20 protein-coding genes and 2 pseudogenes are annotated in these 22,179 nt (G+C 61.4%); 6 read left to right on the top strand and 16 right to left on the bottom strand.

The window, feature by feature from the left end:
- Window positions 1-3 precede the first annotated feature (3 nt).
- The 3 genes from ACZY0Q_RS05265 to ACZY0Q_RS05275 all read right to left on the bottom strand — a co-directional run bounded on the left by ACZY0Q_RS05265 (window position 4) and on the right by ACZY0Q_RS05275 (window position 1,662).
- The gene (locus ACZY0Q_RS05265) at window positions 4-678 is read right to left on the bottom strand and encodes a DUF6308 family protein (RefSeq protein WP_463915132.1); all 675 of its coding nucleotides are present in this window, start codon (window positions 676-678) and stop codon (window positions 4-6) included.
- Window positions 679-818: 140 nt separating this feature from the next.
- On the bottom strand, window positions 819-992 hold the full coding sequence (locus tag ACZY0Q_RS05270; protein ID WP_463915133.1) for a hypothetical protein: 174 nt from the start codon (window positions 990-992) through the stop codon (window positions 819-821).
- A gap of 181 nt (window positions 993-1,173) precedes the next feature.
- Window positions 1,174-1,662 carry a hypothetical protein gene (locus ACZY0Q_RS05275; RefSeq protein ID WP_463915134.1) on the bottom strand — a complete coding sequence of 163 codons (489 nt, stop codon included), beginning with the start codon at window positions 1,660-1,662 and terminating at the stop codon, window positions 1,174-1,176.
- 209 nt (window positions 1,663-1,871) lie between these two features.
- On the opposite strand from ACZY0Q_RS05275, the gene ACZY0Q_RS05280 reads away from it, so the two are divergent.
- Together ACZY0Q_RS05280 and ACZY0Q_RS05285 are read left to right on the top strand one after the other, a co-directional pair.
- The gene (locus ACZY0Q_RS05280; RefSeq protein WP_463915135.1) at window positions 1,872-2,339 is read left to right on the top strand and encodes a hypothetical protein; all 468 of its coding nucleotides are present in this window, start codon (window positions 1,872-1,874) and stop codon (window positions 2,337-2,339) included.
- Between the two features lie 116 nt (window positions 2,340-2,455).
- On the top strand, window positions 2,456-3,751 hold the full coding sequence (locus tag ACZY0Q_RS05285; protein ID WP_463915136.1) for a serine/threonine-protein kinase: 1,296 nt from the start codon (window positions 2,456-2,458) through the stop codon (window positions 3,749-3,751).
- Between the two features lie 237 nt (window positions 3,752-3,988).
- On the opposite strand, the gene ACZY0Q_RS05290 is transcribed toward ACZY0Q_RS05285, so the two are convergent.
- The 4 genes and pseudogenes from ACZY0Q_RS05290 to ACZY0Q_RS05305 all read right to left on the bottom strand — a co-directional run bounded on the left by ACZY0Q_RS05290 (window position 3,989) and on the right by ACZY0Q_RS05305 (window position 7,901).
- A complete protein-coding gene (locus ACZY0Q_RS05290; protein ID WP_463915137.1) occupies window positions 3,989-5,737 on the bottom strand; it encodes a PIN domain-containing protein in 1,749 nt (582 codons plus the stop codon).
- Between the two features lie 46 nt (window positions 5,738-5,783).
- Window positions 5,784-6,237 (bottom strand): annotated as a pseudogene (locus tag ACZY0Q_RS05295) (DUF4913 domain-containing protein).
- A gap of 420 nt (window positions 6,238-6,657) precedes the next feature.
- Window positions 6,658-7,155, bottom strand: a complete 498-nt coding sequence (locus tag ACZY0Q_RS05300) for a hypothetical protein (RefSeq protein WP_463915138.1) — start codon at window positions 7,153-7,155, stop codon at window positions 6,658-6,660.
- A 401-nt stretch (window positions 7,156-7,556) separates the two neighbouring features.
- Window positions 7,557-7,901, bottom strand: a complete 345-nt coding sequence (locus ACZY0Q_RS05305; RefSeq protein WP_463915139.1) for a helix-turn-helix domain-containing protein — start codon at window positions 7,899-7,901, stop codon at window positions 7,557-7,559.
- A gap of 89 nt (window positions 7,902-7,990) precedes the next feature.
- On the opposite strand from ACZY0Q_RS05305, the gene ACZY0Q_RS05310 reads away from it, so the two are divergent.
- Both ACZY0Q_RS05310 and ACZY0Q_RS05315 read left to right on the top strand, forming a co-directional pair.
- Window positions 7,991-8,197: a hypothetical protein gene (locus tag ACZY0Q_RS05310; protein ID WP_463915140.1), complete on the top strand. Its 207-nt coding sequence runs from the start codon at window positions 7,991-7,993 to the stop codon at window positions 8,195-8,197.
- Window positions 8,198-8,558: 361 nt separating this feature from the next.
- The gene (locus ACZY0Q_RS05315) at window positions 8,559-9,332 is read left to right on the top strand and encodes a metallophosphoesterase family protein (protein ID WP_463915141.1); all 774 of its coding nucleotides are present in this window, start codon (window positions 8,559-8,561) and stop codon (window positions 9,330-9,332) included.
- A 423-nt stretch (window positions 9,333-9,755) separates the two neighbouring features.
- Here the strand turns inward: ACZY0Q_RS05315 and ACZY0Q_RS05320 are convergent, their stop codons facing one another.
- From ACZY0Q_RS05320 to ACZY0Q_RS05330, 3 genes are read right to left on the bottom strand one after another with little or no spacing between them, the layout of a single operon-like run.
- Window positions 9,756-10,697, bottom strand: coding sequence for a type II secretion system F family protein (locus tag ACZY0Q_RS05320; protein ID WP_463915142.1), 942 nt, complete (start codon window positions 10,695-10,697; stop codon window positions 9,756-9,758).
- Window positions 10,694-11,548: a type II secretion system F family protein gene (locus tag ACZY0Q_RS05325; RefSeq protein WP_463915143.1), complete on the bottom strand. Its 855-nt coding sequence runs from the start codon at window positions 11,546-11,548 to the stop codon at window positions 10,694-10,696. Before ACZY0Q_RS05325 ends, ACZY0Q_RS05320 begins: the two co-directional genes overlap by 4 nt.
- Entirely contained in the window at window positions 11,548-12,771 is a 1,224-nt protein-coding gene (locus tag ACZY0Q_RS05330; protein ID WP_463915144.1) for a CpaF family protein, read from the bottom strand. Before ACZY0Q_RS05330 ends, ACZY0Q_RS05325 begins: the two co-directional genes overlap by 1 nt.
- Window positions 12,772-13,358: 587 nt before the next feature.
- Between ACZY0Q_RS05330 and ACZY0Q_RS05335 the strand changes: the two genes are divergently transcribed.
- The gene (locus ACZY0Q_RS05335; RefSeq protein WP_463915145.1) at window positions 13,359-15,143 is read left to right on the top strand and encodes a polysaccharide deacetylase family protein; all 1,785 of its coding nucleotides are present in this window, start codon (window positions 13,359-13,361) and stop codon (window positions 15,141-15,143) included.
- 74 nt (window positions 15,144-15,217) lie between these two features.
- On the opposite strand, the gene ACZY0Q_RS05340 is transcribed toward ACZY0Q_RS05335, so the two are convergent.
- The 3 genes and pseudogenes from ACZY0Q_RS05340 to ACZY0Q_RS05350 form a co-directional block, all read right to left on the bottom strand.
- Entirely contained in the window at window positions 15,218-15,379 is a 162-nt protein-coding gene (locus tag ACZY0Q_RS05340; protein ID WP_463915146.1) for a hypothetical protein, read from the bottom strand.
- Between the two features lie 270 nt (window positions 15,380-15,649).
- Window positions 15,650-15,822 (bottom strand): annotated as a pseudogene (locus tag ACZY0Q_RS05345) (ATPase, T2SS/T4P/T4SS family); the annotation flags it as partial.
- Entirely contained in the window at window positions 15,823-16,005 is a 183-nt protein-coding gene (locus tag ACZY0Q_RS05350; RefSeq protein WP_463915147.1) for a hypothetical protein, read from the bottom strand.
- 282 nt (window positions 16,006-16,287) lie between these two features.
- Here ACZY0Q_RS05350 and ACZY0Q_RS05355 point away from each other — a divergent pair, with 282 nt between their 5' ends.
- The gene (locus ACZY0Q_RS05355) at window positions 16,288-18,759 is read left to right on the top strand and encodes a lysozyme (RefSeq protein ID WP_463915148.1); all 2,472 of its coding nucleotides are present in this window, start codon (window positions 16,288-16,290) and stop codon (window positions 18,757-18,759) included.
- Window positions 18,760-18,839: 80 nt separating this feature from the next.
- Here ACZY0Q_RS05355 and ACZY0Q_RS05360 read toward each other — a convergent pair whose 3' ends face one another.
- From ACZY0Q_RS05360 to ACZY0Q_RS05370, 3 genes are all read right to left on the bottom strand, one after another.
- Window positions 18,840-20,261: a sugar nucleotide-binding protein gene (locus ACZY0Q_RS05360; RefSeq protein ID WP_463915149.1), complete on the bottom strand. Its 1,422-nt coding sequence runs from the start codon at window positions 20,259-20,261 to the stop codon at window positions 18,840-18,842.
- Window positions 20,262-20,264: 3 nt separating this feature from the next.
- Window positions 20,265-21,263, bottom strand: a complete 999-nt coding sequence (gene rfbB, locus ACZY0Q_RS05365; protein WP_463915150.1) for a dTDP-glucose 4,6-dehydratase — start codon at window positions 21,261-21,263, stop codon at window positions 20,265-20,267.
- Window positions 21,264-21,344: 81 nt separating this feature from the next.
- Complete coding sequence (locus tag ACZY0Q_RS05370; protein WP_463915151.1) at window positions 21,345-22,052, bottom strand: glycosyltransferase; 708 nt, start codon at window positions 22,050-22,052, stop codon at window positions 21,345-21,347.
- Between the last annotated feature and the right edge of the window lie 127 nt (window positions 22,053-22,179).

Raw genomic sequence — 22,179 nt, forward strand, 5'->3', positions numbered from 1 at the left:
CGCCTATTCCTCCGATTCGACCTTGGCGTCCCTATTGCTGAAGCCGCGCTGACCGGCTCTCCAAGCAATTATGTCCAACGCTCGCAGCGGCGAGATCTTAGGGCCGGGGGCAATTGCGGCGAGATCCTCCCATAGGGTCAGCTGGCTAATCAGGTCATGTTGGACGGCTTCGAGCCAAGCGCGACTGTAGGCCTCCCATGTTCGGCCGGCCGATGGAGGGACGGGTGCGTTGGCGCATCCGGTGTAGCAGTGGCGGACAAACCGGTCAAACACGGGGATAAGCCGCGGGCGCTTCCTGGCGATGACCTTGGAAACCTTGGTCATTCGGACGCCCTTGGGTCGGTCCTTGTCCAGAACGCTGAAAAGTCTGGCCACAGCATCCAGTGTCGCCGGGCTAGCGTCCTCCAGGTTTCCCCTGATGTCCGGGGTGGCCAACAGGGCGTTGAGCGGCTCGATGAGCGATTCGAGTGCGTAATAGGTCGGGACCGGCTTGTCCGACACGTTCAGCAGGACGATGGCGAGCAGGTCCTGTCGGCCGATTTCGTCGGTGCAGGATCCGGGGTAGGAGTCATATGCGGGGTAGCCTGACCGCCCGGGATTTTCGAGTAGGTACTCCCTGGCCCAACGTTCTGCCACATCGTAGGAGACCTTGAGACCACCCAGCGCTAGTGTCGTCATGGGAGCTACCCTAGCGACGGAGCGCTGAGGAACTTTGGTCGGCGCGCCGGCAACCCTAGGCGTTATGGGTCGATTGAGTTCCGGGGGCTCCCACGCCGCCTAGAACTCGAAAACGGTATCCGGGTCGTCCAACGCCTTCCTCAGTTCGCTGAGATTGCCGATACTGCGAGGGGTGAGGTTCGTGCGACCTCGACGATACCGCCGACGGCGACCTGCATCGCCGCAACGTCGCCGGAATCATGCGCCCGGTCAAGGTTCTCGAAGAGTCGCTTCTTCGCAACGGCACCGCCACCCGCGGCGAACACATGGTCCACACACTCCCGCCGTCGTCGCCCGCGCTGCCTGCTTCGTTTTCTTCCTGCGCGCCCGATGTACAAGCCGGGGCGAGTTGTCTGCCAGGCACGCTGCACTGACAAATCAATGCGCGTGTAAACACCATTGCAAATGGCCGTCCGCCCTCGTCACCTCATGGCTTCAGCGGATGGTTCGGCCCGCTTACGTACCTGACTCGCCACGAACGAAACGGCGAGCGTCCAGCAGCGTTGAAAGAACGGGGCGCCCGGATACAAGATCCTCGTAATAGCGGCCTTGTTCCTTCTTCTCCCTCAGCAGGTCGGCCGATTCTGGCCCCAACTCGTGAAGCGGAAGCCACTGAAGGGATTCGCCAGGGAACACTTCGTGACCAGGAAAGACATTGACTCCCGGATAAAGCATTGCAGACCGCGGCTCCACCGCCTTTGCAAAGTTGTGGGTAGCCAGTGCGCGGACCCCCACGAGGCCCTCGGTCACGCGCCCTTCGGGGGCGCCTGATCGTATGCTCTCGAAATAGCTCCCGCCCGCCTCACGTTTCTGGTTCTCCCGCAACGAGTAGAGGACACTCAGGGCTTCATTGAGAGCTCGCCGAAGTTCGTCCTCTTGGTCTGCTTCGCTAAGTCGAGTAAGCGAGGCGTCAAAATCTGTCAGCAGATCGTGGAGTGATGCCATGAACGAATGCTATCGATAACAGCGAGTCACACCTGCACCCCGGACTGCTCCGGCTGTGCCACCGCGCTACCACCCCTTGGCACTACCCTCCCGTTACCGCCTGCCCCTACACCGGACTGGCACAGCTTCTCTCGGCGTGCGTGCGTGCGGTGTTATCGCGACGAAAGTGGCCCCCGCCCTTGCCCTATTCCTCCTGAAAGGTCCCACAAATGACCACCCCTCTAGCCGCCGTAAGTGACGAATCGGCCGGTGCCACCGTCCCGGCGCAGCTGGGCGCCGCCGGCGCCTCCCTCTGGCGCTCCCCGGTAGCCGAGTATGAGCTCTCCATCCCCAAACGTGCCGCCCTGCTCCAGGCCGCCCAGACCATCGACACGCTCCGGATTACCGAGGACGCGATCCGCGAGACCGTCCGTCGCGAACGGCAAGCCCTCGCCCCTCGTGGCCGAAGCCCGGCAGCAGCAGGCCATCCAGGTCCGCCTCCTCGGGCTCCTGGACCTCCGCCGCGACGACGAAGAGGCCGCCGGCCCAAGTCCGTGGACGCGTCGCTGCCGAACCCAGCGATGGCACACACCCCCGCGCAGCCGTCACCATGGGCAAAGGGCGCTTCCAAGGCCAAGAAGACCCGTACAGGGGCAGCAGCGGGCGCTGAGAGGACAAAGAACGGTGCGGCCCGCTAAAGCCCTTGCCAGCCAGGAAGGGCCTACTTTGTGTATTAGTATTTGCAGGCACGCGGGCATCCGATTCCCAGTGACGGGCATTAAGAATCGCGCGAGATCGTCCTGAAAGAAGAGATGTGACTAAGCCAGCAGACCGTTTTGAAATGATCGACTTCCTCGGAGAACCGAGCGACCACTCCGTTGTCATGAGGGGCCGGGACTTCCAGTCCAACCAGGAATTTGCCGTGAAAATGGCTCGGGCGGGAGCCACGATCCAGAAGCGGTTTTCCCGCGAGGTGGAGGCGATGCAGTCGGCAGCCGGTCCTAGCGTAATGCCGGTACTCGAAGCGGACGTCGACGGCGAGTGGTACACCATGCCCATCGCGACACTCGAACTCACGAAAGCCGTCGCAAATTTGTCTTCGGAAGAACGAGAGCAATTAGCATGCGAAACGGTAAAGGTCGTAGCAGATGCCCTACGCCAATTTCATGAGCGCGGTCAGGTACACCGCGACCTCAAACCACAGAATATTCTTTGGCTACAAGACGATGGAGCAGGTCGATGGGTCGTCTCCGACTTTGGTATAGCTCGGAACACACCTGGCAGCACCACTTCCCAGCCGACTAAGGCGGGCGGGTTGTTAGGAACCAAGGGATGGGCGGCGCCTGAGCTCCATCACGACGCTCACAAAGCCACTGTCGAAACTGACATCTACAGCCTCGGTGCAATTGTTGCCTGGATTCTTACAGATGAGTTTCCGACGATTACTTCTGTTCCGCGGCCAATTGGTCGCTTCCGCTCAGTTGTTGTCCGGGCCACGCGCCGCGAACCGTCGCGGCGGTACTCCACCGTCGACCTAATGCTCGCCGCCATGGAAAGTGAAATGGTAAAACACGGGGGTCCTTTGAGTAGCGAACTGGCCGCTCTCCTGGCGCCCCCGATCAGCTATGACGAGCTGAGCAATTTTCTGGTCGCCCACAGGGATAACGCCGAGTTGCTTCTTCCAGAACTTCCTAGTCTGAGCAAAGCCGACCTCAGTTCGTGGTTCTCGGTCGATGCTGATGGCCTACTAGAAGTGGCTGTGCGAGTGAGCGAGATGCTACGGGACGAGCAAGGCCGGGCTGGACTGAACCAAGAAGGCCTTCGCCCGCCACTTTGGTGGCTTCTCAGCGTGCTTAAGCTCTTCCTCATTCACAAGGAGGCCAGCATGGCCGAGCCTCTCGCGATTGGCTTCTTCGAAGCTTTGGAAGTCTGTGACCAGTGGCCGGTGAGTAAGGAGACCGCGTCCTGGCTCAAAGGGCTGGGCAACAGTGACGCAGAAGCGATGATTGCTGCGGCGGAGGCGTCCGCCACTGAGCCCTATTTAGTGCCGTTCATTACGGATAATTGGAAAAAGCCGCAGAGCAACGTTCTCCGCCGATGGATAACCTAGCCGGACTGTGTAGCTCGCTCCCGAATGCAGCGAGGGCATACGCCCAGCGCCGCAATGACCTAGGGTTTAGGGGCGGCCAAGGCCAAGAAGACCGCACCGGGACAGCAGCGGGCGCTGAGCGGGTCAGGAAGGTACCGCCCGATAGATTGCTACATACCAAGGGGAGACCGCCACGGGCAGTCTCCCCTTTCCGTGCGAGGTGACTGTAAGGGTTCCTTGAGTCCGCACTCAGGAAGCTTAGCCGCTGGCGCCCTGTTCGGGTTCTTCCTTATCATCTGCGACGGGGTCGCTTGCCGATGCATCAGAGTCGGGAAGTCCTTCGGTCCGTTCGGTGGCTGGGGCTATGTCTTGGGTTGCTTTGACGGCCCGGTTGATCTTTTGAAGGGTTTCCGGCGGCAGGGTGAGGTCTTGGGCGGCCTTGATGGCCCTGCTCATGTTCTGAAGGGTTTCCGGCGGCAGGGTGAGGTCTTGCGCGGACTTGATGGCCCTGCTCATGTTCTGAAGGGTTTCCGGCGGCAGGGTGAGGTCTTGCGCGGACTTGATGGCCGTGCTCAAGTTCTGAAGGGTCTCCGGCGGCAGGGTGAGGTCTTGCGCGGACTTGATGGCCGTGCTCAAGTTCTGAAGGGTCTCCGGCGGCAGGGTGAGGTCTTGCGCGGACTTGATGGCCCTGCTCAAGTTCTGAAGGGTCTCCGGCGGCAGGGTGAGGTCTTGCGCGGACTTGATGGCCCTGCTCAAGTTCTGAAGGGTCTCCGGCGGCAGGGTGAGGTCTTGGGCGGACTTGATGGCCCTGCTCAAGTTCTGAAGGGTCTCCGGCGGCAGGGTGAGGTCTTGGGCGGCCTTAGTGGCCTGGCTGAAGGTTGCGACGAACGTGGCTGACCCCACGAGGTCGAGTTGCCCGAATCCGGTTGAGGTCAGCACTGCCCACAAGCCACGGTTGGGATCGTCGGGCAGGGCCTCAATTTTGGAAATTTGGACTTCCTCTGGCTGTCCTTGCTTCGTGAAACTAGCTGTCCCCGAAACGCGGAGAGGCTTGTTCACTACTGATGGCGCCGTGGAGTGGTCAGCAGAGAATGCGAGAATTTCCGCTTCTGCGTTTACAGCATAGTTGGCTGTCCAGCGGTCTTCTCCCCGTCCCGCGGCATCAGAAAACTTCCAATCCGGAGCACGAGTGAGGAGCTTGTTCACGACAGACTGTGCCGTTCCCGGATTCAGAGCGGCGTCCTTGGGAGGAATGACGATACTTGTCTGATCGTTCAGCAAGTCTTGAAGGGCGGCGAAGTCGAGCAGTGAAGTCAGTTCCGTTAGGTATTCGGGCGAGATGGGACCGTGCATTGCGGCGATGTGTTGTTCCAGGGATCGCAGACTGGTTGCGTACCTGACCCTCCCCTGCAGCCCTCGAGTTTCCAGATCCTGCAGCAGTTGAGGGTGTAGAGGCCTCGGGAGCGGGGGTGTGTCATCAGCGTCCCCCTTTTTCTTGAAAGATGGATCGCCAAAATCATTCGTGTTGTTGCTGACGAACCAGACCTCATGGTCGGGTTTTCTCTTCGCTACGTCAAGCACGGTTAACCATATGAGAGTGTCCCTGTACCCGTCCTTGTCCCCTGCATGGTACGGAGCTAGTCCCCTGGAAGCGCGAAAAGCGATGTCCGAATGTGGAACATCTGGGGTCGGCACGATCTGAGCGCCCAGCTCTGACAGCCGGGAGTGCAACTGATCTTCGTAGCCGTCGATGTGGTCTTGGATGCCCCGCAAAAGAGCGTCCAGGTTGCCTTGCAACCCGAAGGTGCCGACCTTGGCTTTACTCAGGTGGTCCCATTGTTTGGCCCACTCCCTCGGAACAACTTTGGTCGTTTCCATAACGACAACGTCTGGGACCAGCAGAGCGACTTCCCAATCCGCTCGGTGGTCTGAAAGAGAGATCCACTCAGTACGGGACAATGTAGGAGACTCGCTAATAATGTTCGTGTCCACGACGATGGCAATCATGCTTCAAGTATCCGTGAAAGGGGAGATCTCCTGTGGCGGTCTCCCCTTAGTGAGCATCGTGTTCTAGGAGTAGCTGCGTCCGTACATCGGTGACCCAGCGAGTAGGCGCCTTCTTTGGTTCCAAATGTTCGGGATTCCTGTGCTTTTGCATGTCCATCTGTAAAACGGGCCGTGAGGGTCCAGAAGGATGCGCTCGTGATGGTCTGCGTGGTCCCGCCAACAGACGCTCATTCCGGTAGCGGCGTCGAGGCGCAGGTGTTCCAGGCCCGCCAACGAGTTGGTACTCGAGAGACTGCTTCAGGATGGAAGTACCACTCGATGCACCATTTGCGGAGTGGCCGTCAACGTCGCGGACGTAAGTCGGCAGCGGCTGCATATGCAGACACTCTTCGGCTGGGCCGTAGACCAGTTCCGGCGGCTTTTCCGCTCCCACTGCGTCACTCCCGTCGCCATGGCTGGGAGCAGGTGTGGGTATTGAACCGTCCGAGGTCTTCTGACATGGCTTGTTGTTTCCTTACTTTCGTGACCCAGGGGTTGGCCGCCGGTGCGGCTCCCACCGGTACCACGATGCCCGAGAACGGCGTCTGGCCCTCCGTCTCCCGCCAGGCCCGCAGGGCTGCCCGGCCCGCTGGAGCCCCTGAGCATGGCCCGCCGCAAACCGGCCGCCCCGCTTCCGGCGCGTGGAAGGGACCGCCCCGGCGACTTCCCGCCCCTGGCACCGACCACGGCGCCCAGGACCCCGGCGGAGGCAGTGGACGCTGCCTCCAAATAGGCAGCGACTTACCCACCAGCGCCGGCGCAAGTACCCTCATCAGGTGCGCCTACCGGGCGATCCTGGCAGCCTATCCTGACCTTGGTAAGTCCTACTCACAGCTCTGAGTTTCTGCGATGCGACTTCGGCTATGTGGCGACTAAGGCCTTCAGGCGCGTCCAGCGCGTGGGACGTCGCCCGGGCCTGTTTCCACTGGGTTATTAGGTAGCAGGTGCACCGGCGACTCCGGTCCCGTTGGGCTCTGCGGAAGCGGGCGAACGCCGTCCGGAAGTTCCAAGTGAAGCTCGATCGCCGGCGGGGGACTTGGTGGAACGGGGTCTTCTTTGAATTGTGACTGCATGATCTGCACCACTGACAGCATCACTGCGGCCCAAGCCGCAAATTCGCCTCGTGTCATTGGCGGGTTAGTCCAGAACTTCAGCGCGGCGTTTTGCGCTGGGGTGTATTCCGTGTCGCCTGCGGCCAATAGTGCCGGCGGGAGCGTCTGGTTCAGTACGCCCGCCCGGAACGCTGCACGGTCCAGCGGGCTGAGTTCCGCCAGTACCGGCCAGAAGTCCTCGACATACTGCCGTATCTGCCCAAACGTGAGACGCTCTAGGTCATCGTGAGTGAAGAGCTCCAACTCATCCCAAGTGAAGTTCTCCATCTCGCCCCAAGTAACCACGCAATCCCCTTCCGCTTGCCCATTTTGAGCCCACCCTAGGCCCCGCGCAGTAAAAGTAGCAAACGGCAGTATTGCTCCCTCCGTGCCTGGAATCGTCCGCCCTGTCTTCGTTTCTTGCCGGATGGCTATCGGACTAAAAATGCCATAGATGCATCAGGGCGCCACGACCTGCCACCACTCGGCGTGCTCAGCCTGGCTGACCACGTCGATGCTGCTCGGGGCGTTATGTAAGTTCACGAGACCAGCTTAGACGGGGCCCTGCTTCGCCTCGTGCTCAACGGCCTGGGCGGGTTCGTTCTGGTGGCGTCACAGGATCGCCCTGCTCCAGCTGACCAGCTCTGATGCCCGTGCAGCGCGACGGCCCGTCCCACGTCTGCTCCGGCCTAGGGCTCGGGCGTCGACTGTCGAGAATTTATGTTCCGGTCTCTGTGCCGACGTCGGCCACCCCGATAAATGATTCTCTGGGGCATGGTTTCAGGTGGAACAAAGAGATCGACTATGTCAACACCGAGCACCGCAGAGATGTCCCAGAGGCGTTCATAGCCCAGACTCCTCTGGCCCAGTTCGATGTACAGCACGGTCTTCCGATCCATTCCTGCAGCGTTTCCGAGCTCCTCCTGCGTCAAACTTCGTTCCAATCGCAATTCGCGTATCCGAGCTCCCACCGCTTTGCGTCGCGTACTCCAAACCTCTAGCTGCTCGGCGGAGGACTTACGGGGAACGGGCATCGTTCAATGTCACTAAGATGGGACATTGTTGTCTGTCCAACTAGTTGGACATGGGACCTAAATCACCTTTCAAACGAGGAGTATCACCCTTGGCAGTACAGGTCAGACTCGACCTTTCGAACTCAGTCTCCATCCGCGATCTCCGCACCTTCCTCAACTGCATGCCGCAGTGCGTCGACGAAACGAAGGACCTGCGCTACCGGTACGTGCAGGAGGAAAGGCTCGCTTACCTCGCCGTAGAGTTCCCCTCCGCATCCCAGCAAATCGAAGCGGCGTCGAGCAGCCAGGCCGCATGACGAAGCCTTCGCAATCCGACCACACAAAAAGACCCGTGAGCGCTCGGATTATTGACGCCGAACCGGTAGCGGCTGTCACCGACCTCGACTACGGCAGTTATCTAGTCATAACCGCCTCAGTTTCGGTATACGTTCTCGTCATTGGGCCTGAGTCCAGCTCACTCGTCCGCTCCTCCCAGTGCCAAAGCGTGGGCGAATGGGAGGCGGTACCCCTCCGGCGGGACGGGGATACTGTGCCCTTACTCGGAATCATCCAACTTCAGATCGGGCGTCCGGCGGTCTTCCGTATCGACGTCCGCGGCGATGGCATCGAGACGACCAGAACCACAACTTCCGTGTGCGACATCAGAAGGCTCACAGAGTGAACGCCGTCCGATTCGCTGTGGCCGGCGACTGGCACGGCGACCTCAGCATCGCTCGAGCCGTAGTCCGAACGCTGAAGAGCGAGGACGTACACCTGCTCCTTCACGTCGGCGACCTAGCCGTTCGATGGCCGGGCCCCAAGAAGGGCCGTTTCGACAAGCGCCTGGGCCAGCTGCTCGACGACGCCGACATCGAGTTTCTCTTCATCGACGGCAACCACGACAACCACAAGGAACTCCGCGGGCTTAGCCCGCTCCCTGACGGGACCAGGAGACTGTCCGATCGGATGAGCTACGTGCCTCGGGGGGCTGTCATCGAGCGCCTCGGCGTCCGCATCGGGGGCCTCGGAGGCGCATACAGTGTTGACCGGCGATGGCGGACCGAGGGCAAAGACCTTTGGGCCGACCTTGAGGAACCGACACCGGCGGAGGCCGAACGGCTCATCGCATCGGCTCCAGTTGACGTGCTCCTGACGCACGATGCCCCGGCCAGCTTCCAGGGACTCAAGGGGCTCGCGTTGCCGCCAGAGGTCGCCTCTGCGGCAGAACGCACGCGGGGACTGCTTCAGAGAACGGTCGAGGTGCTGCAACCCACGCTGCTGTTTTCGGGACACTGGCACCAGCGCAAGAGTCAAGAGCTTGTCTGGGGCGACGGCACCCTAACGGCCGCTCACGTCCTCGCCCACGAGGGCTCATGGGGCGGGAACACCGTTCTTGTCCAATGGGCGGATGACCAGAAGCCAGAGGTCATGCCTCTGAGAATCCGGTCCTAGGATCAGATCCAGTCGTCCCCGCCGACTACACCCTTAGCCCAGGCGTCTGCGACGCGTGGGTATGGAACCGACGCATCTCTCCGGACTACACCTCACAGCTAGTTCTAGTCGAGGGCTATACCTGAACCGGTCACTTGCGATCGGCTCCCTCGACTGTGTCTCATGAGACACCGTACTTGCGCATAAGGGCTCGCACGTCACCGCGTTCCGGGTGGTCACGGACAGACCCATCGGAGCCATCACGGCCACAACTCCGAGCCGGCCCGGTACGACTCGCCCATGCCCCCAGGCCGGCCAGTAACGCAAGGAGCAACACGCTGCTCGTGATTCCCATGTTTTTCATTTCGGTCCCATTCATTGGTGAGTGACGCTATATAAGTGACGTGGCGGCTAAGGAATATGAACGCAGGGTCTTGGTCATGGCTACAGTCCGAGGCTGATGGCCGCGATACCAGGGAAAACTGCGAAGACCACCGTTAAGGGAAGGACACCAAAAACCAGGGGCACCATCATGGCAATTTCCTTTTTGCCCGCCGACTCCATGAGGTTCCGTTTTGCCGTGTCCCGGACGTCCTGGGCCTGAGCCCTCAGCACATCTGCCAACGGTGTGCCCCGCTCGACCGCGACGATGATGCCATCAACAAATCTGACCAGTGGCCCGAGATCTGTCCGGGAGGAAAACTCCTGGAGCGCTTCCACCAGCGGTTTCCCCGCCCGGGTCTCAGCAAGAATCTTGGAAAACTCCTTGGCCAGTTCTCCATTCGCACTGCGACAGACGCGGTCCAGTGCACCCGTGGCACTTTCACCGGCACCGACAGCCAGCGCCATAAGCTCGGCGAGACTGGGGAATTCTGCCATCATTCGGGATTCCCGCCTGCTGATCTGGACACCGAGCCAGAAGTCCCTGAACAGAAACCCGCCGAGCGCGCTTCCGAGGACGGCCACAAAGGCGAGGAACGGACTGAAGCGGCCGGATACGGCGCCCAGTCCCACCGCCGCCAGGGCAGCAGCGAATCCGGTGGCAGCCCAGAGGAGCTGTTCGGCCCGGAAATCGACAGGTGATTTGCTGATCCCTGCTTGAGCCAGCCGTCGGGTCAGCGCCTTTGACCCGAGGTTTAACTTCCCGAGGGCGGCGAGTCCGTCGTGAAGCAGGGGACGCACGATCCGTTCTAGTGGCCCGAATGGCGTGGCGTTCTGCCCGCTTGCCCGAAGCAACCGCGATTCAAGGTTTTGCGATTTCAGCTGTGGCTCGATGCGCTCGACGAACGTGAGCGGCCGCATAAAGGGCAGCCTAACGAAGAGCAGCCACAGGCCCGTCCCGAGGACGATGCCGCAGGCAATCGCTGCCGCAGAGATCCCGTTCATCGCAGCACCCGTTCGTCCTGCGGAAGGGCGCCAATGCGCAGCATGATGGAGTAGCAGACCAGAGACACAACCAGTCCGCCCACGAGGACAGCGGCTCCCATAGGTGTGTTGTACGCGTTCACGGCCTCAGGCCTGGTGGCCAGGAGGAGCATAACGATCCAAGGAGCGGCCACCGCGAGCCTGGCGGCGTTGACCGTCCAGGACTGCCGGGCCTCAAGCTCACTGCGGGTCCGGGCATTCTCCCGGAGGAACTCCGCGAGGGTGCCCAGCAGTTTTCCCAGGTCCGAACCGCCCACTTCACGAGTCAGCCGGAGTGCCTCGACAATCCGGTCCGCCACAGGGTCCGCCAAGCGGTCCTTGAGTTTGTTAAGAGAAGCATCGAACTGCCCGCCGGCACGGTAGTCGGCCCCGAAGTCGCGGAAAACATGCCGAAGCTCCTCAGGGCCTTTCTCGCCTAGCTGGATCAGAGCCTCCGGCAGTGAAAGCCCCGCGCGAATGGCTGAGCGCAGATGGTCCACCACGTCCGGCCACAGTTGGCGAAGCACCGCGGTTCTCCTGTTCGCCCGCCACCGGACAACGCTGATGGGCAGCCAGGCGCCGAACAGTCCGAAGCAGACGGATATCGGCCATGACCGGCTGACAACAAAGAAGATGAGAGCAACAAAAATGCCCAGTCCCAGGCATGAGGCCACAAGGCCCGTCCCGGTGACCTTATCGATTCCGGCCGATGCCAGCAGGTCTTCGAGGCGGCTGGCCCTGGGCAGGCGCTTAGGCGCCGCCGGCTTTTCCCAGAACGACCACCAGATCAGGAAAAGCCCGGCGCCTGCCAGTACCCCTAACAGAGGCGCCATCAGCGCGGCTCCAGCAGCGCCGCGACGTCGTACCCTGCCCGGGAAAACTTCTCTGCCGCGGGCATGGAGTTGGCCCGCGGCTGCAGCTGCCCATCCTCCATCGCGAAAACCATGGAGGACTCGATGATTCCGTTTTCCACCCTCCGTCCGAGGGAAAGGATCTCAGTTACTTGGCGTCTGCCGTTGGCATGGCGGCTGCAGTGGACCACGAGGTCAATGCAGGACGCCACAGTGGGAACCACGAAGGCAGAGGAGATGTTTTCGCCAGCGAGTAATGGAAGCGTGCAAATCTTCGTCACAGCGTCATGGGCCGAGTTTGCATGGACGGTGCACATCCCTGGAAGCCCACTATTCAAGGCGATGAGCATGTCGAGGCTTTCCGCTTCCCGTACCTCTCCCACGACCAAACGGTCCGGACGCATCCGGAGGGCTTCCTTGACAAGTCTGCGTAGGGGGATCTCGCCTTCGCCTTCGAGGTTGGGCTGCCTGCACTGGAGTCCCACAACGTCCCGAAGCGGGAACTGGAGTTCAAAGATTTCCTCCACCGTAATAACGCGCTCACGGCTGCCGATGCTCGCTGCCAGGCAGTTGAGCATCGTGGTTTTGCCCGCTTGGGTCGATCCCGACACGAGGATATTCAGTCCGGCGGACACCGCAGCGCCGAGGAACCGAGCAGACTGAGGTGTCAGCGTCCCCAGCTCGACCAAGTGCTCAAGGCGGCTGGCCTTCACCACGAACTTTCGGATATTCACCGCCCAGTGTCTGCGGGTGACATCCGGAATGACGACGTGGAGCCTCGAGCCGTCGGGCAAGGCTGCGTCCACAAAGGGCGACGACATGTCCAGACGGCGGCCGGAACTCTTCAGCATGCGCTCCACGAGATCGCGAACTTGCTGGTCAGTGAGGCTAAGGGAGGTCAGTTCCGACTCGCCGTTCCTGGCGACATAGATTTCGTTGGGCGCGTTGATCCAGACTTCCTCGATGGTCGGATCGTCCAGCAGCGGCTGGAGGACACCGAACCCGGCTACCGCGTCAAAGACAAACCTGCGCGCAGCCTCCAGCGGACCAATCGGAGGCAGCGGCCCCATCAGGGCGCGTTCGTCGTAGTCGCTGACAGCCGCTTCGACCAGGCGGCGGACCTCGCCTGCCTGCCGCAGCGGATCAAGACCCCGACGGCGGATCAGCTCGCGGACTTCGTCTTCCACGATTCGCACAGCGTCCATGTAGTTCCCCAATACAACTGCCGCCCCCGGTGGAGGCAGTTCAACTGGGTACAGCCTAGGGAGCGTAGCGCACGCCGCCAAGTCATATGGTGCGGGCTGTGGATAACAGTGGCGCATCATTCATCCGGGAAATGCCTGGGCGTCTGCGCCCGATTGGTGCTCTGCACATCTTGGTAGCTTTCCCCGTCCACACAGGTAGCGACCCACGACAATACAGGTATCGCCTACTCTAGCTGGGCGGTTCGGGGGAACGTTATGGTAACGGCACTGCGCGAGTGCGGATCTCGGAGCCTGTCGTCATCGCCGAGGGCGAGGGTAACTGTCGGGCCAGCTAGTTCCGTCCGCCAAGATCAGATGCCACAAGAAGCGAGGGCGACATGGAAGTCATAAATCGATTCAGTGTAGTGGGTACCGCTGTACGGCATAATGGCGCGCGTTTTTTGCGGCCTCGTTGGGTGGCCAGAAATCCAGGAACGGCCGGAAAACGACCACCCGGAATATGGTCAGCGATTCCGCTCGCTTTTGTTCTGGCACTCGGCGGAACGTCTCTTGCGACTGCGCCGACCGCCCAAGCCGCGAGCGGTGGCATGATCAGCGTGACCTTTGACGACGGCTGGACCAGCCAATTCGACAATGCTCTGCCCATTCTGAACAAATACGCCGTTCCCGCCACGATGTACATTTACACAGAAGCAATTAACCAGACTCCGACTTACATGACGCAGGCACAGATCCAAGCCTTCGCAAGCCGCGGTGATGAGATCGCGTCCCACACCATCACCCATGCGGACCTGACCACACTCACTCCTGCCCAGCTCAATACCGAGCTGTCGCAGAGCAAGGCCACGCTGCAGCAGATGTTTGGTCCTTCAGCCGCGATCAATTTCGCCTCCCCCTACGGGGCGTACAACCCGACGACCACGGCGGCAGTGAAGAATTACTACGCCACCCAGCGCAACACCGACGGCGGGTTCAACTTCCAGACAGGCTTCGACCCGTATAACATCCAGGTGCAGAACGTCGACTCCACCACAACTGCCGCCACGGTGCAAGGCTGGGTAAACACGGCGAAGGCCGACGGTACCTGGCTTGTACTGGTCTACCACGAGGTCGGAGCGAACATCGGCGGAGATATATACAACACCCCTACGGCTACGCTCGACGCCCACATGGCGGCAGTGAAAAACAGCGGGCTGCCTATGGTCACCGTTCGGCAGGGCGTCCAGGCGCTGACCTCGCCACCGGGTATTGCAGGCGGTTCCACCGCGATCACCCCGACCCGTTTCCTGGATACGCGTTCGTCGTCGGGTCCGGTGGCGGGCGGGGGTACGGTTTCGTTCCAGGCTGCGGGGGTGAATGGTGTTCCCGCGGATGCTTCGGCGGTGGTGGTGAACCTGACCGTAACCGAGCCGAAGTCATTCGGGTACCTCACCGCCTACGCCTCCGGGTCAGCGAAGCCGGGCACGTCGAACGTGAACTACGCCGGCGGGCAGACCGTGCCTAATCTGGCCGTGGTCCCGGTGGGCCCGGACGGTAAGGTATCGATCGCCAACACCTCGTCAGGCTCTGCACAGGTCATCGCTGACGTCTCGGCGTATTACCGGGGCGGGACCCCTACTGCGGCAGGTGCCTTCGCCCCGCTGACCCCGACCAGGTTCCTGGACACGCGCTCATCATCTGGTCCGGTCGTCTCAGGCGGGAACGTTTCGTTCCAGGTCGGCGGCGTCAGTGGGATCCCCGCCAACGCCTCAGCCGTGGTGGTGAACCTGACCGTAACCGAGCCGAACTCGTTCGGGTACCTCACCGCCTACGCCTCCGGGTCAGCGAAGCCGGGCACGTCGAACGTGAACTACGCCGGCGGGCAGACCGTGCCTAATCTGGCCGTGGTCCCGGTGGGCCCGGACGGTAAGGTAACGATCGCCAACACCGAGTCCGGATCCGGTTCAAGCGCGCAGGTCGTCGCCGATGTCTCCGGGTACTTCCTGTCAGGTGCCCCCACTGACTCAGGGGCGTTCGGGTCGGTCAACCCCGCCCGTGCACTGGACACTCGCAACTCGTCCGGTCCTGTTCCGGCTGGTGGTACGGTCTCCTTCCAAGCCGCAGGGGTGGCCGGGGTCCCGGCGAACGCCGCCGGAGTGTGGGTAAACCTCACCGTCACCCAAGCGACTTCCTTCGGTTACCTGACCGCGTACGCCTCGGGGAGCCCGAAGCCGGGCACCTCGAACCTGAACTACGCCACAGGGCAGACCGTGCCTAACATGGCGTACCTGCCCGTCGGACCGGACGGGAAGGTGACCATCGCGAACACCGAGTCCGGCGCAGGCTCCACAGTCCAGGTAATCGCCGACATCGCCGGATACCAACTCCGATAACACCAGCACCCGGAAGACGCCACACCGGCAAAAGGGGCCCCGTCTGACACCGTTCAGACGGGGCCCCGACGCGTTCAGTGCTCCGCCTGCATGCAACTGCCCTTCGTGCAGCCGTAGGCAACGTAGCGATTCTTGCCTGACGGCGGCAGTATTGCGTCGCTGTCGCCGTCGAAGCCCATGTTCGTGCCGTATTCGGAGCACACGACGAGACCTTCAAGCAGGCTCTTGGCTGGCATTCCGGCTCGCTGGACCTGGGTGAGCTGCATCCGACGACCCGGTGATCGAAGGCCCGACGAGTGCGTACTTCCGTGACGAGTACGCTGGCTAAACTCCAGTGGCTGTACAGAACTTCACGAGGCATTCCGTGAGGCTCAGCTTCTCGCTCAGGTAGTCAGCTAAAGCGGTCTGAACTGGTGGTCCAACTACGGGTTCCGCAACAACCTTGCACATGCTGCGGGGCTTCTTCGAGCGCTGGGTACTGGTTGTAGCCGAGGGGTGCCCTGCCGCGCGTGGACGGTGCACATCCCGGGAAGGCCACCGTTCAACGCAATCAGCATGTCGAGGCTTCCACTTCCCGGACTTCGCCTACAACCAAGCGGTCCGGAAGCATCCGGAGGAACTCCTTGACGATGTGCCTGAGCGGGATCACGCCCTCGCACTCGAGGTCGGCCTGCCTGCATCACGGCTGCCGATGCCGCCTGTTAACGCCAGCCCGGCATGGTGGACCCATTAGGGCACGTTCGTCGTAATCGCTGACAGCTGCTTCGACAAGCCGGACCTCGCCGGCCTGCCGGGACGGGTCCTGGCCACGACGGCGCATCAGCCCGCGGACTTCGTCCTCCACGATTTGCACAGCGTCCATAATTCCCCAAACCACTGCCGCCCTCGGCGGAGGCAGTGCAACTGGCCAAGGCAAGGGAGGTACCACACGCTGCCAAGTCACATGGCGACAGGTGTGGATAACAGTGCGGCATCTTTCACTCTGGCAACAAGAGAACCACTGGTTTCACCAGCATCCCGGTGTTAGGGTGAGCGCGTTAAGTCCCGATATTCCAGTTCCTCGCCTCCAGCCCGGATACCCGGGGAACTGCAAACCCTAATGGTGCGCTCTGGGGAGAGCGCCTCGTTTGCCTCCGGAGCCAATATGAAGCGGAACCAGTCTCACCGTCGAACAGTACTCCAAGCCGTAAGGACAGCAGTCCTGGCTGCCGCTCTCGTGGCCGGTCCGGGACTGGCAGGAGTCGCCTTCGCTGTAGAGCCCGCTCCTACGCCCACCTCTGACTCCTATACAGCTTCGGTTTCTTCCCCCGCACCGTCTGCGTCGGTCCGCGATTCGGCTGCTACACAAACAGCGTCACCCGTTGCTACGCAGGCTGCTGCCTCGCCGACTACAACGGCGGCGCCCACGTCTAGTCCTGTATCAGTCAGCACCAACGAGACGATGGCTGAAGCCGTTGGGGTCGGCGGCGCGGAAATGGGGCAACGGTCCGCTCGCGTCGCTGCATCATCCTCGAGCAACAGCTTTAAGAAACTCAGCAGTGAGGCACTCGGAACGGAAGGCACCTGGACGCCTACGTTTGGCATCCAGGGACTCGATGTAAGCGGCCATCAACCGAGCATCGATTGGCAGCAGCAGTGGAACATGGGCGCACGGTTCGCCTACGTGAAGGCAAGCGAAGGCAACTACTACACGAATCCGTCATACGGCTCGCAGTATCAGGGTTCGCGAAACGTCGGCATGATCCGGGGCGCCTACCATTTCGCTATCCCGAACTGGTCTTCGGGAGCTGATCAGGCACGGTACTTCGTTCAAAACGGTGGAGGCTGGACGGCCGACGGATACACGATGCCGCCGGTCTTGGACTTCGAGTTCAATCCCTATGAGGGCCGTACCATCAACGGTTTCTACTTCGGAAACACGTGCTACGGGATGTCGCCTGCACAATTGGCCTCCTGGGTCCGGGACTTCGGCAACACCATGCAGGCGCTGACCGGCCGTCTGCCTGTCATTTACACCAACACCAACTGGTGGAACCAGTGCCTCGGCAATCCCACAGGCTTTGGAGACTACCCGTTATGGGTTGCCGCTTACCCGGGCTCCCCGACGAATGACGCAGGGGCGGTCCCCACAGCGAGTTGGGGAACCTACAGCATCTGGCAGTACAGCAGCACGGGGCCGTTCGCAGGTGACTCGAACGTATGGAACGGTGACTACGCTTCGCTTCGCACGTTCGCCGGCGCCCCGGCGCCTATTGGATCCTTCGACGAGCTGTCGCTCAAACGAACCGAAGCTCTTGTAGAGCTTTCCGTGCGTGGCTGGGCAGTTGACCTTGCCGACATAAGCAAGGCAACAGAGGCTCACGCATACGTCACGGCACCGAACGGAACTCGCACCGGCTACGTCATCACCGCAAACTCCAGCCGTCCCGACGTCGGGGAGGCTCTTGGGGTCGGTTCCAACCATGGCTTCTTGAAGACCATTCCCATCAACGCGTCCGGTAGTTACCAAGTCTGTGTCTATTCCATCGGCGCCAATTCCAACACCTCCCTGGGTTGCAAGTCGCTGACGGCCAAGGGTGTGGAACCACCAATCGGGAGCATCGACGAGTTCCGCGAAATAAGGACACCGGACAAATCCGCCCTATTAGTGAGAGGTTGGGCGGTGGACATGGCGAACGCGTCAAGCTCCACCCAGGCACACGCCTACGTCACTGGACCGGACGGAGTAAGGACAGGCTACGCAATCGACGCAAACCTTGCGCGTCCCGACGTTGACCAGGTCCTGCGTCTCGGAACCAACCACGGCTATGCGAAGGAAATACCGATCACAAAGCCGGGGCAGTATTCTGTTTGCGTCTATTCGATCGGACAGTACAGCAACACTCATCTCGGCTGCACGTCTCTCACTGTTGCCCATGCCACCCTGCCCACGGGGTACCTGGACGGAGTATCAATGGTAAAGACGTCAACTTCCGCCTCGATCAAGGCCTCGGGCTGGGCCCTTGACCGTGGGGATGCAGGTCGCTCGATCCAGGTCCACGTTTACGTCACCGCACCTGACGGCAGCGTCAAGAGCTATCCATACACGGCTTCCCAGCCCAGGCCAGATGTCAATAGCGTGCTGGGCGTCTCCGGCAACCACGGTTACGAGACATCCATCAGCGTCAGCAAGCCGGGTGTATACGGGGTCTGCGCCTACGCAATCGCTCTCAGTCCCATAGCTACCGCGAATCCCCTACTCGGCTGCACATCCATAGACGCCGGAAGGAGCGGCTCCCCCATCGGCTATCTCGACTCCGCCAGGATCGTAACTCCCAACGGACAAGTATCTCTTGAATCGTCCGGCTGGACACTCGATCCCGACATGGCCACCCAGTCGAACCCTGTCCACGTCTACGTAACTTCACCCGACGGCAAGACCACGGGCTACGTTTTTTCCACAACCATCAATCGGGCAGACGTCAACAACTTTGTCGGGACCAGTGGCAGACACGGATACTCCACTCTCGTCCAGATTAGCCAGCGAGGAAAATACACTGTGTGCAGCTACGGCATCGGCATCTCCCCGTTTACCTCCGGGAACACACTGCTGGGCTGCCAAACGGTCACCTACTAAATCGTTCAACAGCAGAGGGGCCGACGCGTTGAGCGCCGGCCCCTCTTTTTGGAATCAAGCAAACGTAGAAGAACGCCCGGTTAAGACTCCCAACCTGCCTCGAGATATGCGCTAAGGCGCACGGAACTCGCCAAGGGCTTGAAACCGGAGTTCTTGATCTTGTCCAGGTCGAGGACGCTGTTGAGCGGCCGGGGTGCGGCGGCTTTGCCTTTGAAGTATTCCTCGGTGCTGACGCCGGTGACGGAGCTCCGCGGCTGCCCCGCGAGCTCGTACACGTCCGCGGCGATGTCGGCCCAGGACTGCGGCTCGCCGTCGTTGCTGAGGTTGTACGTGCCGTACGCGGCACCGGATTCGAGGAGGTGCCGGATCCCGGCGGCGATGTCCTCGGTGAAGCTGAGCCGGCCAATCTGGTCATTGACGACAGCCGGCTCGATGCCGCGGCCGGCGAGGGACGCCATGGTGCGGACGAAGTTGTTGCCTTCACCGATGACCCAACTGGTCCGCACGATGTAGTGGCGGGGAACAACACTGACGACGGCGTCGCCAGCTGCCTTCGTCTGCCCGTATACACCCAGCGGAGCGAACGGCTCAGCCTCATCGTGGCGGTCACGGACGCCGTCGAAAACGTAGTCCGAGGAAACGTGCACCAGGGTGAGGTCATGCTGGACGGCGGTCCGGGCCAGCCGCGCCACGGCGGTGACGTTGATGGCCCAGGCGGCCGCCCGGCCCTCCGCGGTTTCCGCAGTGTCAACGGCGGTGTACGCGGCGGCGTTAATGATCGTGGAGTAGTTCTTCCAGTTCTTCCCCGCAAAGGCGGCCTCACTGGACAGATCGAAACCGGCCCGGCCGGCGAACTCCACGGCGGGGTCGCCGTCGTACAGTTCCCGCAGCGCCTTGCCCAACTGTCCGTCGGCGCCGACCACCAGGATTTTCTTCGCCGGCATCGGCACGACGTCCGCGAGGCGCGGGTGCGCCTTGTCCTTGTCGGACAGCTCAGCGTCCGCCAGCGGGACCGGCCAGACGATGGCGGCGGTCTCATCCGCGAGGTTCAGGAACGTGTACTGGCCCTGCGCATCGGCGGACCAGTGGTCGTTGACCAGATACGTGTAGGCCGTGTTGTCTTCCAGGGTCTGGAAGGCGTTGCCCACACCGCGCGGAATAAAGATCGCCTGGCTGGCGTCCAGTTCAGTTGTGAAGACGGCACCGAACGAAGGGCCTTCGCGCAGGTCCACCCAGGCACCGAAGATCCTGCCCGTGGCGACCGAGATGAACTTGTCCCACGGCTCGGCGTGGATACCGCGGGTGGTGCCGGCCTTTTCGTTGAACGAAATATTGTTCTGCACGGGGCGGAAGTCCGGCAGCCCGAGGGCCACCATTTTCTCCCGCTGCCAGTTTTCCTTGAACCAGCCCCGGTTATCCCCATGGACCGGCAGGTCATAGAGCACCACTCCGGGGATCGGGGTTTCGTGCGCGGTCAGCTTCTTGGAGAACTCGATCGACATGCTCTACTGGCCCTGTTCCTGGTACTTCGCTTCGGTCTGGGCCTTCTGCGGCCGCCACCAGTCCTCGTTCTCCCGGTACCAGGCGATGGTGTCCTCGATGCCGGCATCAAAGTTGGAGAAGCGCGGCTCCCACCCGAGCTCGTCGCGGAGCTTGGCGGAGTCGATGGCGTAGCGCAGGTCATGGCCCGGGCGGTCCACGACGTGGTCGTAGGCATCCGGGGACTGACCCATGTGCTTAAGGATCAGCTCGACAACGTCCTTGTTGTTCTTCTCCCCGTCAGCACCGATCAGGTAGGTCTCCCCGATCCGGCCCTTGGCGATTATGGCCAGCACGGCCGAGGAGTGGTCGTTAGCGTGGATCCAGTCACGGACGTTCTCGCCCTTGCCGTAGAGCTTGGGACGGATCCCGTCGATCACGTTGGTGATCTGGCGCGGGATGAACTTCTCCACATGCTGGTACGGCCCGTAATTGTTCGAGCAGTTACTGATCGTGGCCTGCAGCCCAAAGGAACGCACCCAGGCACGGACCAGCAAGTCGGAGCCGGCTTTTGTGGAAGAGTACGGGCTCGAGGGGTTATACGGGGTGTCCTCAGTAAACCGTTCCGGATCATCGAGCTCCAGATCGCCATAGACCTCATCCGTGGAGATGTGATGGAAACGCTTGCTGTGCTTCCGGGCCGCCTCAATCAGCGTGTACGTCCCGATGATGTTCGTATCCAGGAACGGACGCGGATCATGCAGCGAATTATCATTGTGCGACTCAGCCGCGTAATGAACCACCACATCGGCGTCGGCCAGGAGCGTATCGACCAGTGCTGCGTCGCAGATATCACCCTCCACAAACCGGAAACGCTCTTCCGGGAGCCCGCTCAGGGATTCAAGGTTGCCTGCGTACGTCAGCTTGTCCAGGACAGTGACGTGATCCTCAGTGTTCTGGAGAACGTAGTGGACAAAGTTGGAACCGATGAAGCCGGCACCGCCGGTGACAAGGAGTTTCTGCATTCAGCCAGCTTACCGGTTGCTCGTTCACCGCTTAATCGCGCACTTGCCCATGCAGGTTGCGCCAAAGTGCCGGAGGCTCCCCTAGCCGCGCGCCCACCGAAGCCGTCGTCGGGCTTCGACAACAAGCCGCACGAGCATGAACCGCGCAGCGGCGATCTTGCCAAGCGACCGAAAGCCGGCAGGTGTTTCATTACTGTCATGCAGTCGCCTCATCAGTGTGGCCTGTTCCAAGTGCGCCACGGATCCGGCGAGGTTTCCACATATGGCCAGCCATAGGTCGTGCGATTCACGCACGTAGGGCGGGATTGGTGTGAAGACTGGAAGCATGTCCCGGCGGAACGCCATTCCACAGCCGTAATAGGCCCGGTAGCCCACCATGATTCCAAAGAGGTTTGCCCACGGTCGCGTATCCCAGGCCGAACGGAGTGGCGGAATCCAGGGGCGCGGACCGCCGCCCAGAATTTCAAAATTAGAGGCAACGACATCGGCGGACCTTAACGCCTGAAGCATCGCGGCCACCCGCCCCGGCACCCAGATGTCGTCCTGGTCTGAAAGGAAGATGTAGTCCCCCCGGCTGGCCAATACAGAGGCCTCGAAGGAACGCACATACCCCCGGTTGACGGGACTCTCGATCAAACGGATCCGCGGGTCCGCGACGGACCGGATAATTTCGACTGTATTGTCCGGAGAGGCGTCATCAACAACGATTACCTCATCGTTGTCCTCCAACTGCGCAAGGATGGACTGCAGCTGCTCCGAGATAAACCCTGCACCGCGATAGCTGGCCATGCAGACACTAACTCGGATCCGGCCAGGACCCTCGGGAGGATTGCTCGTCATAGACGAAGACACTATCCGATGGTGTCCCCGAAGATTAAAGACGCGGCTGCCGGACCGGCGGCCTGGCGTATGCTCG

The sequence above is a fragment of the Pseudarthrobacter lactosi genome, from assembly GCF_055412785.1.

What these genes read in the sequence shown, in the direction of transcription:
- ACZY0Q_RS05350 (WP_463915147.1), bottom strand. Translation starts at nt 16,005, where the DNA reads ATGGACGCTGTGCAAATCGTGGAGGACGAAGTCCGCGGGCTGATGCGC.
- ACZY0Q_RS05265 (WP_463915132.1), bottom strand. Translation starts at nt 678, where the DNA reads ATGACGACACTAGCGCTGGGTGGTCTCAAGGTCTCCTACGATGTGGCA.
- ACZY0Q_RS05300 (WP_463915138.1), bottom strand. Translation starts at nt 7,155, where the DNA reads ATGGAGAACTTCACTTGGGATGAGTTGGAGCTCTTCACTCACGATGAC.
- ACZY0Q_RS05330 (WP_463915144.1), bottom strand. Translation starts at nt 12,771, where the DNA reads ATGGACGCTGTGCGAATCGTGGAAGACGAAGTCCGCGAGCTGATCCGC.
- ACZY0Q_RS05280 (WP_463915135.1), top strand. Translation starts at nt 1,872, where the DNA reads ATGACCACCCCTCTAGCCGCCGTAAGTGACGAATCGGCCGGTGCCACC.
- ACZY0Q_RS05290 (WP_463915137.1), bottom strand. Translation starts at nt 5,737, where the DNA reads ATGATTGCCATCGTCGTGGACACGAACATTATTAGCGAGTCTCCTACA.
- ACZY0Q_RS05340 (WP_463915146.1), bottom strand. Translation starts at nt 15,379, where the DNA reads ATGCCAGCCAAGAGCCTGCTTGAAGGTCTCGTCGTGTGCTCCGAATAC.
- ACZY0Q_RS05355 (WP_463915148.1), top strand. Translation starts at nt 16,288, where the DNA reads ATGAAGCGGAACCAGTCTCACCGTCGAACAGTACTCCAAGCCGTAAGG.
- ACZY0Q_RS05305 (WP_463915139.1), bottom strand. Translation starts at nt 7,901, where the DNA reads ATGCCCGTTCCCCGTAAGTCCTCCGCCGAGCAGCTAGAGGTTTGGAGT.
- ACZY0Q_RS05360 (WP_463915149.1), bottom strand. Translation starts at nt 20,261, where the DNA reads ATGTCGATCGAGTTCTCCAAGAAGCTGACCGCGCACGAAACCCCGATC.
- rfbB (WP_463915150.1), bottom strand. Translation starts at nt 21,263, where the DNA reads ATGCAGAAACTCCTTGTCACCGGCGGTGCCGGCTTCATCGGTTCCAAC.
- ACZY0Q_RS05335 (WP_463915145.1), top strand. Translation starts at nt 13,359, where the DNA reads ATGATCAGCGTGACCTTTGACGACGGCTGGACCAGCCAATTCGACAAT.
- ACZY0Q_RS05370 (WP_463915151.1), bottom strand. Translation starts at nt 22,052, where the DNA reads ATGGCCAGCTATCGCGGTGCAGGGTTTATCTCGGAGCAGCTGCAGTCC.
- ACZY0Q_RS05275 (WP_463915134.1), bottom strand. Translation starts at nt 1,662, where the DNA reads ATGGCATCACTCCACGATCTGCTGACAGATTTTGACGCCTCGCTTACT.
- ACZY0Q_RS05325 (WP_463915143.1), bottom strand. Translation starts at nt 11,548, where the DNA reads ATGGCGCCTCTGTTAGGGGTACTGGCAGGCGCCGGGCTTTTCCTGATC.
- ACZY0Q_RS05320 (WP_463915142.1), bottom strand. Translation starts at nt 10,697, where the DNA reads ATGAACGGGATCTCTGCGGCAGCGATTGCCTGCGGCATCGTCCTCGGG.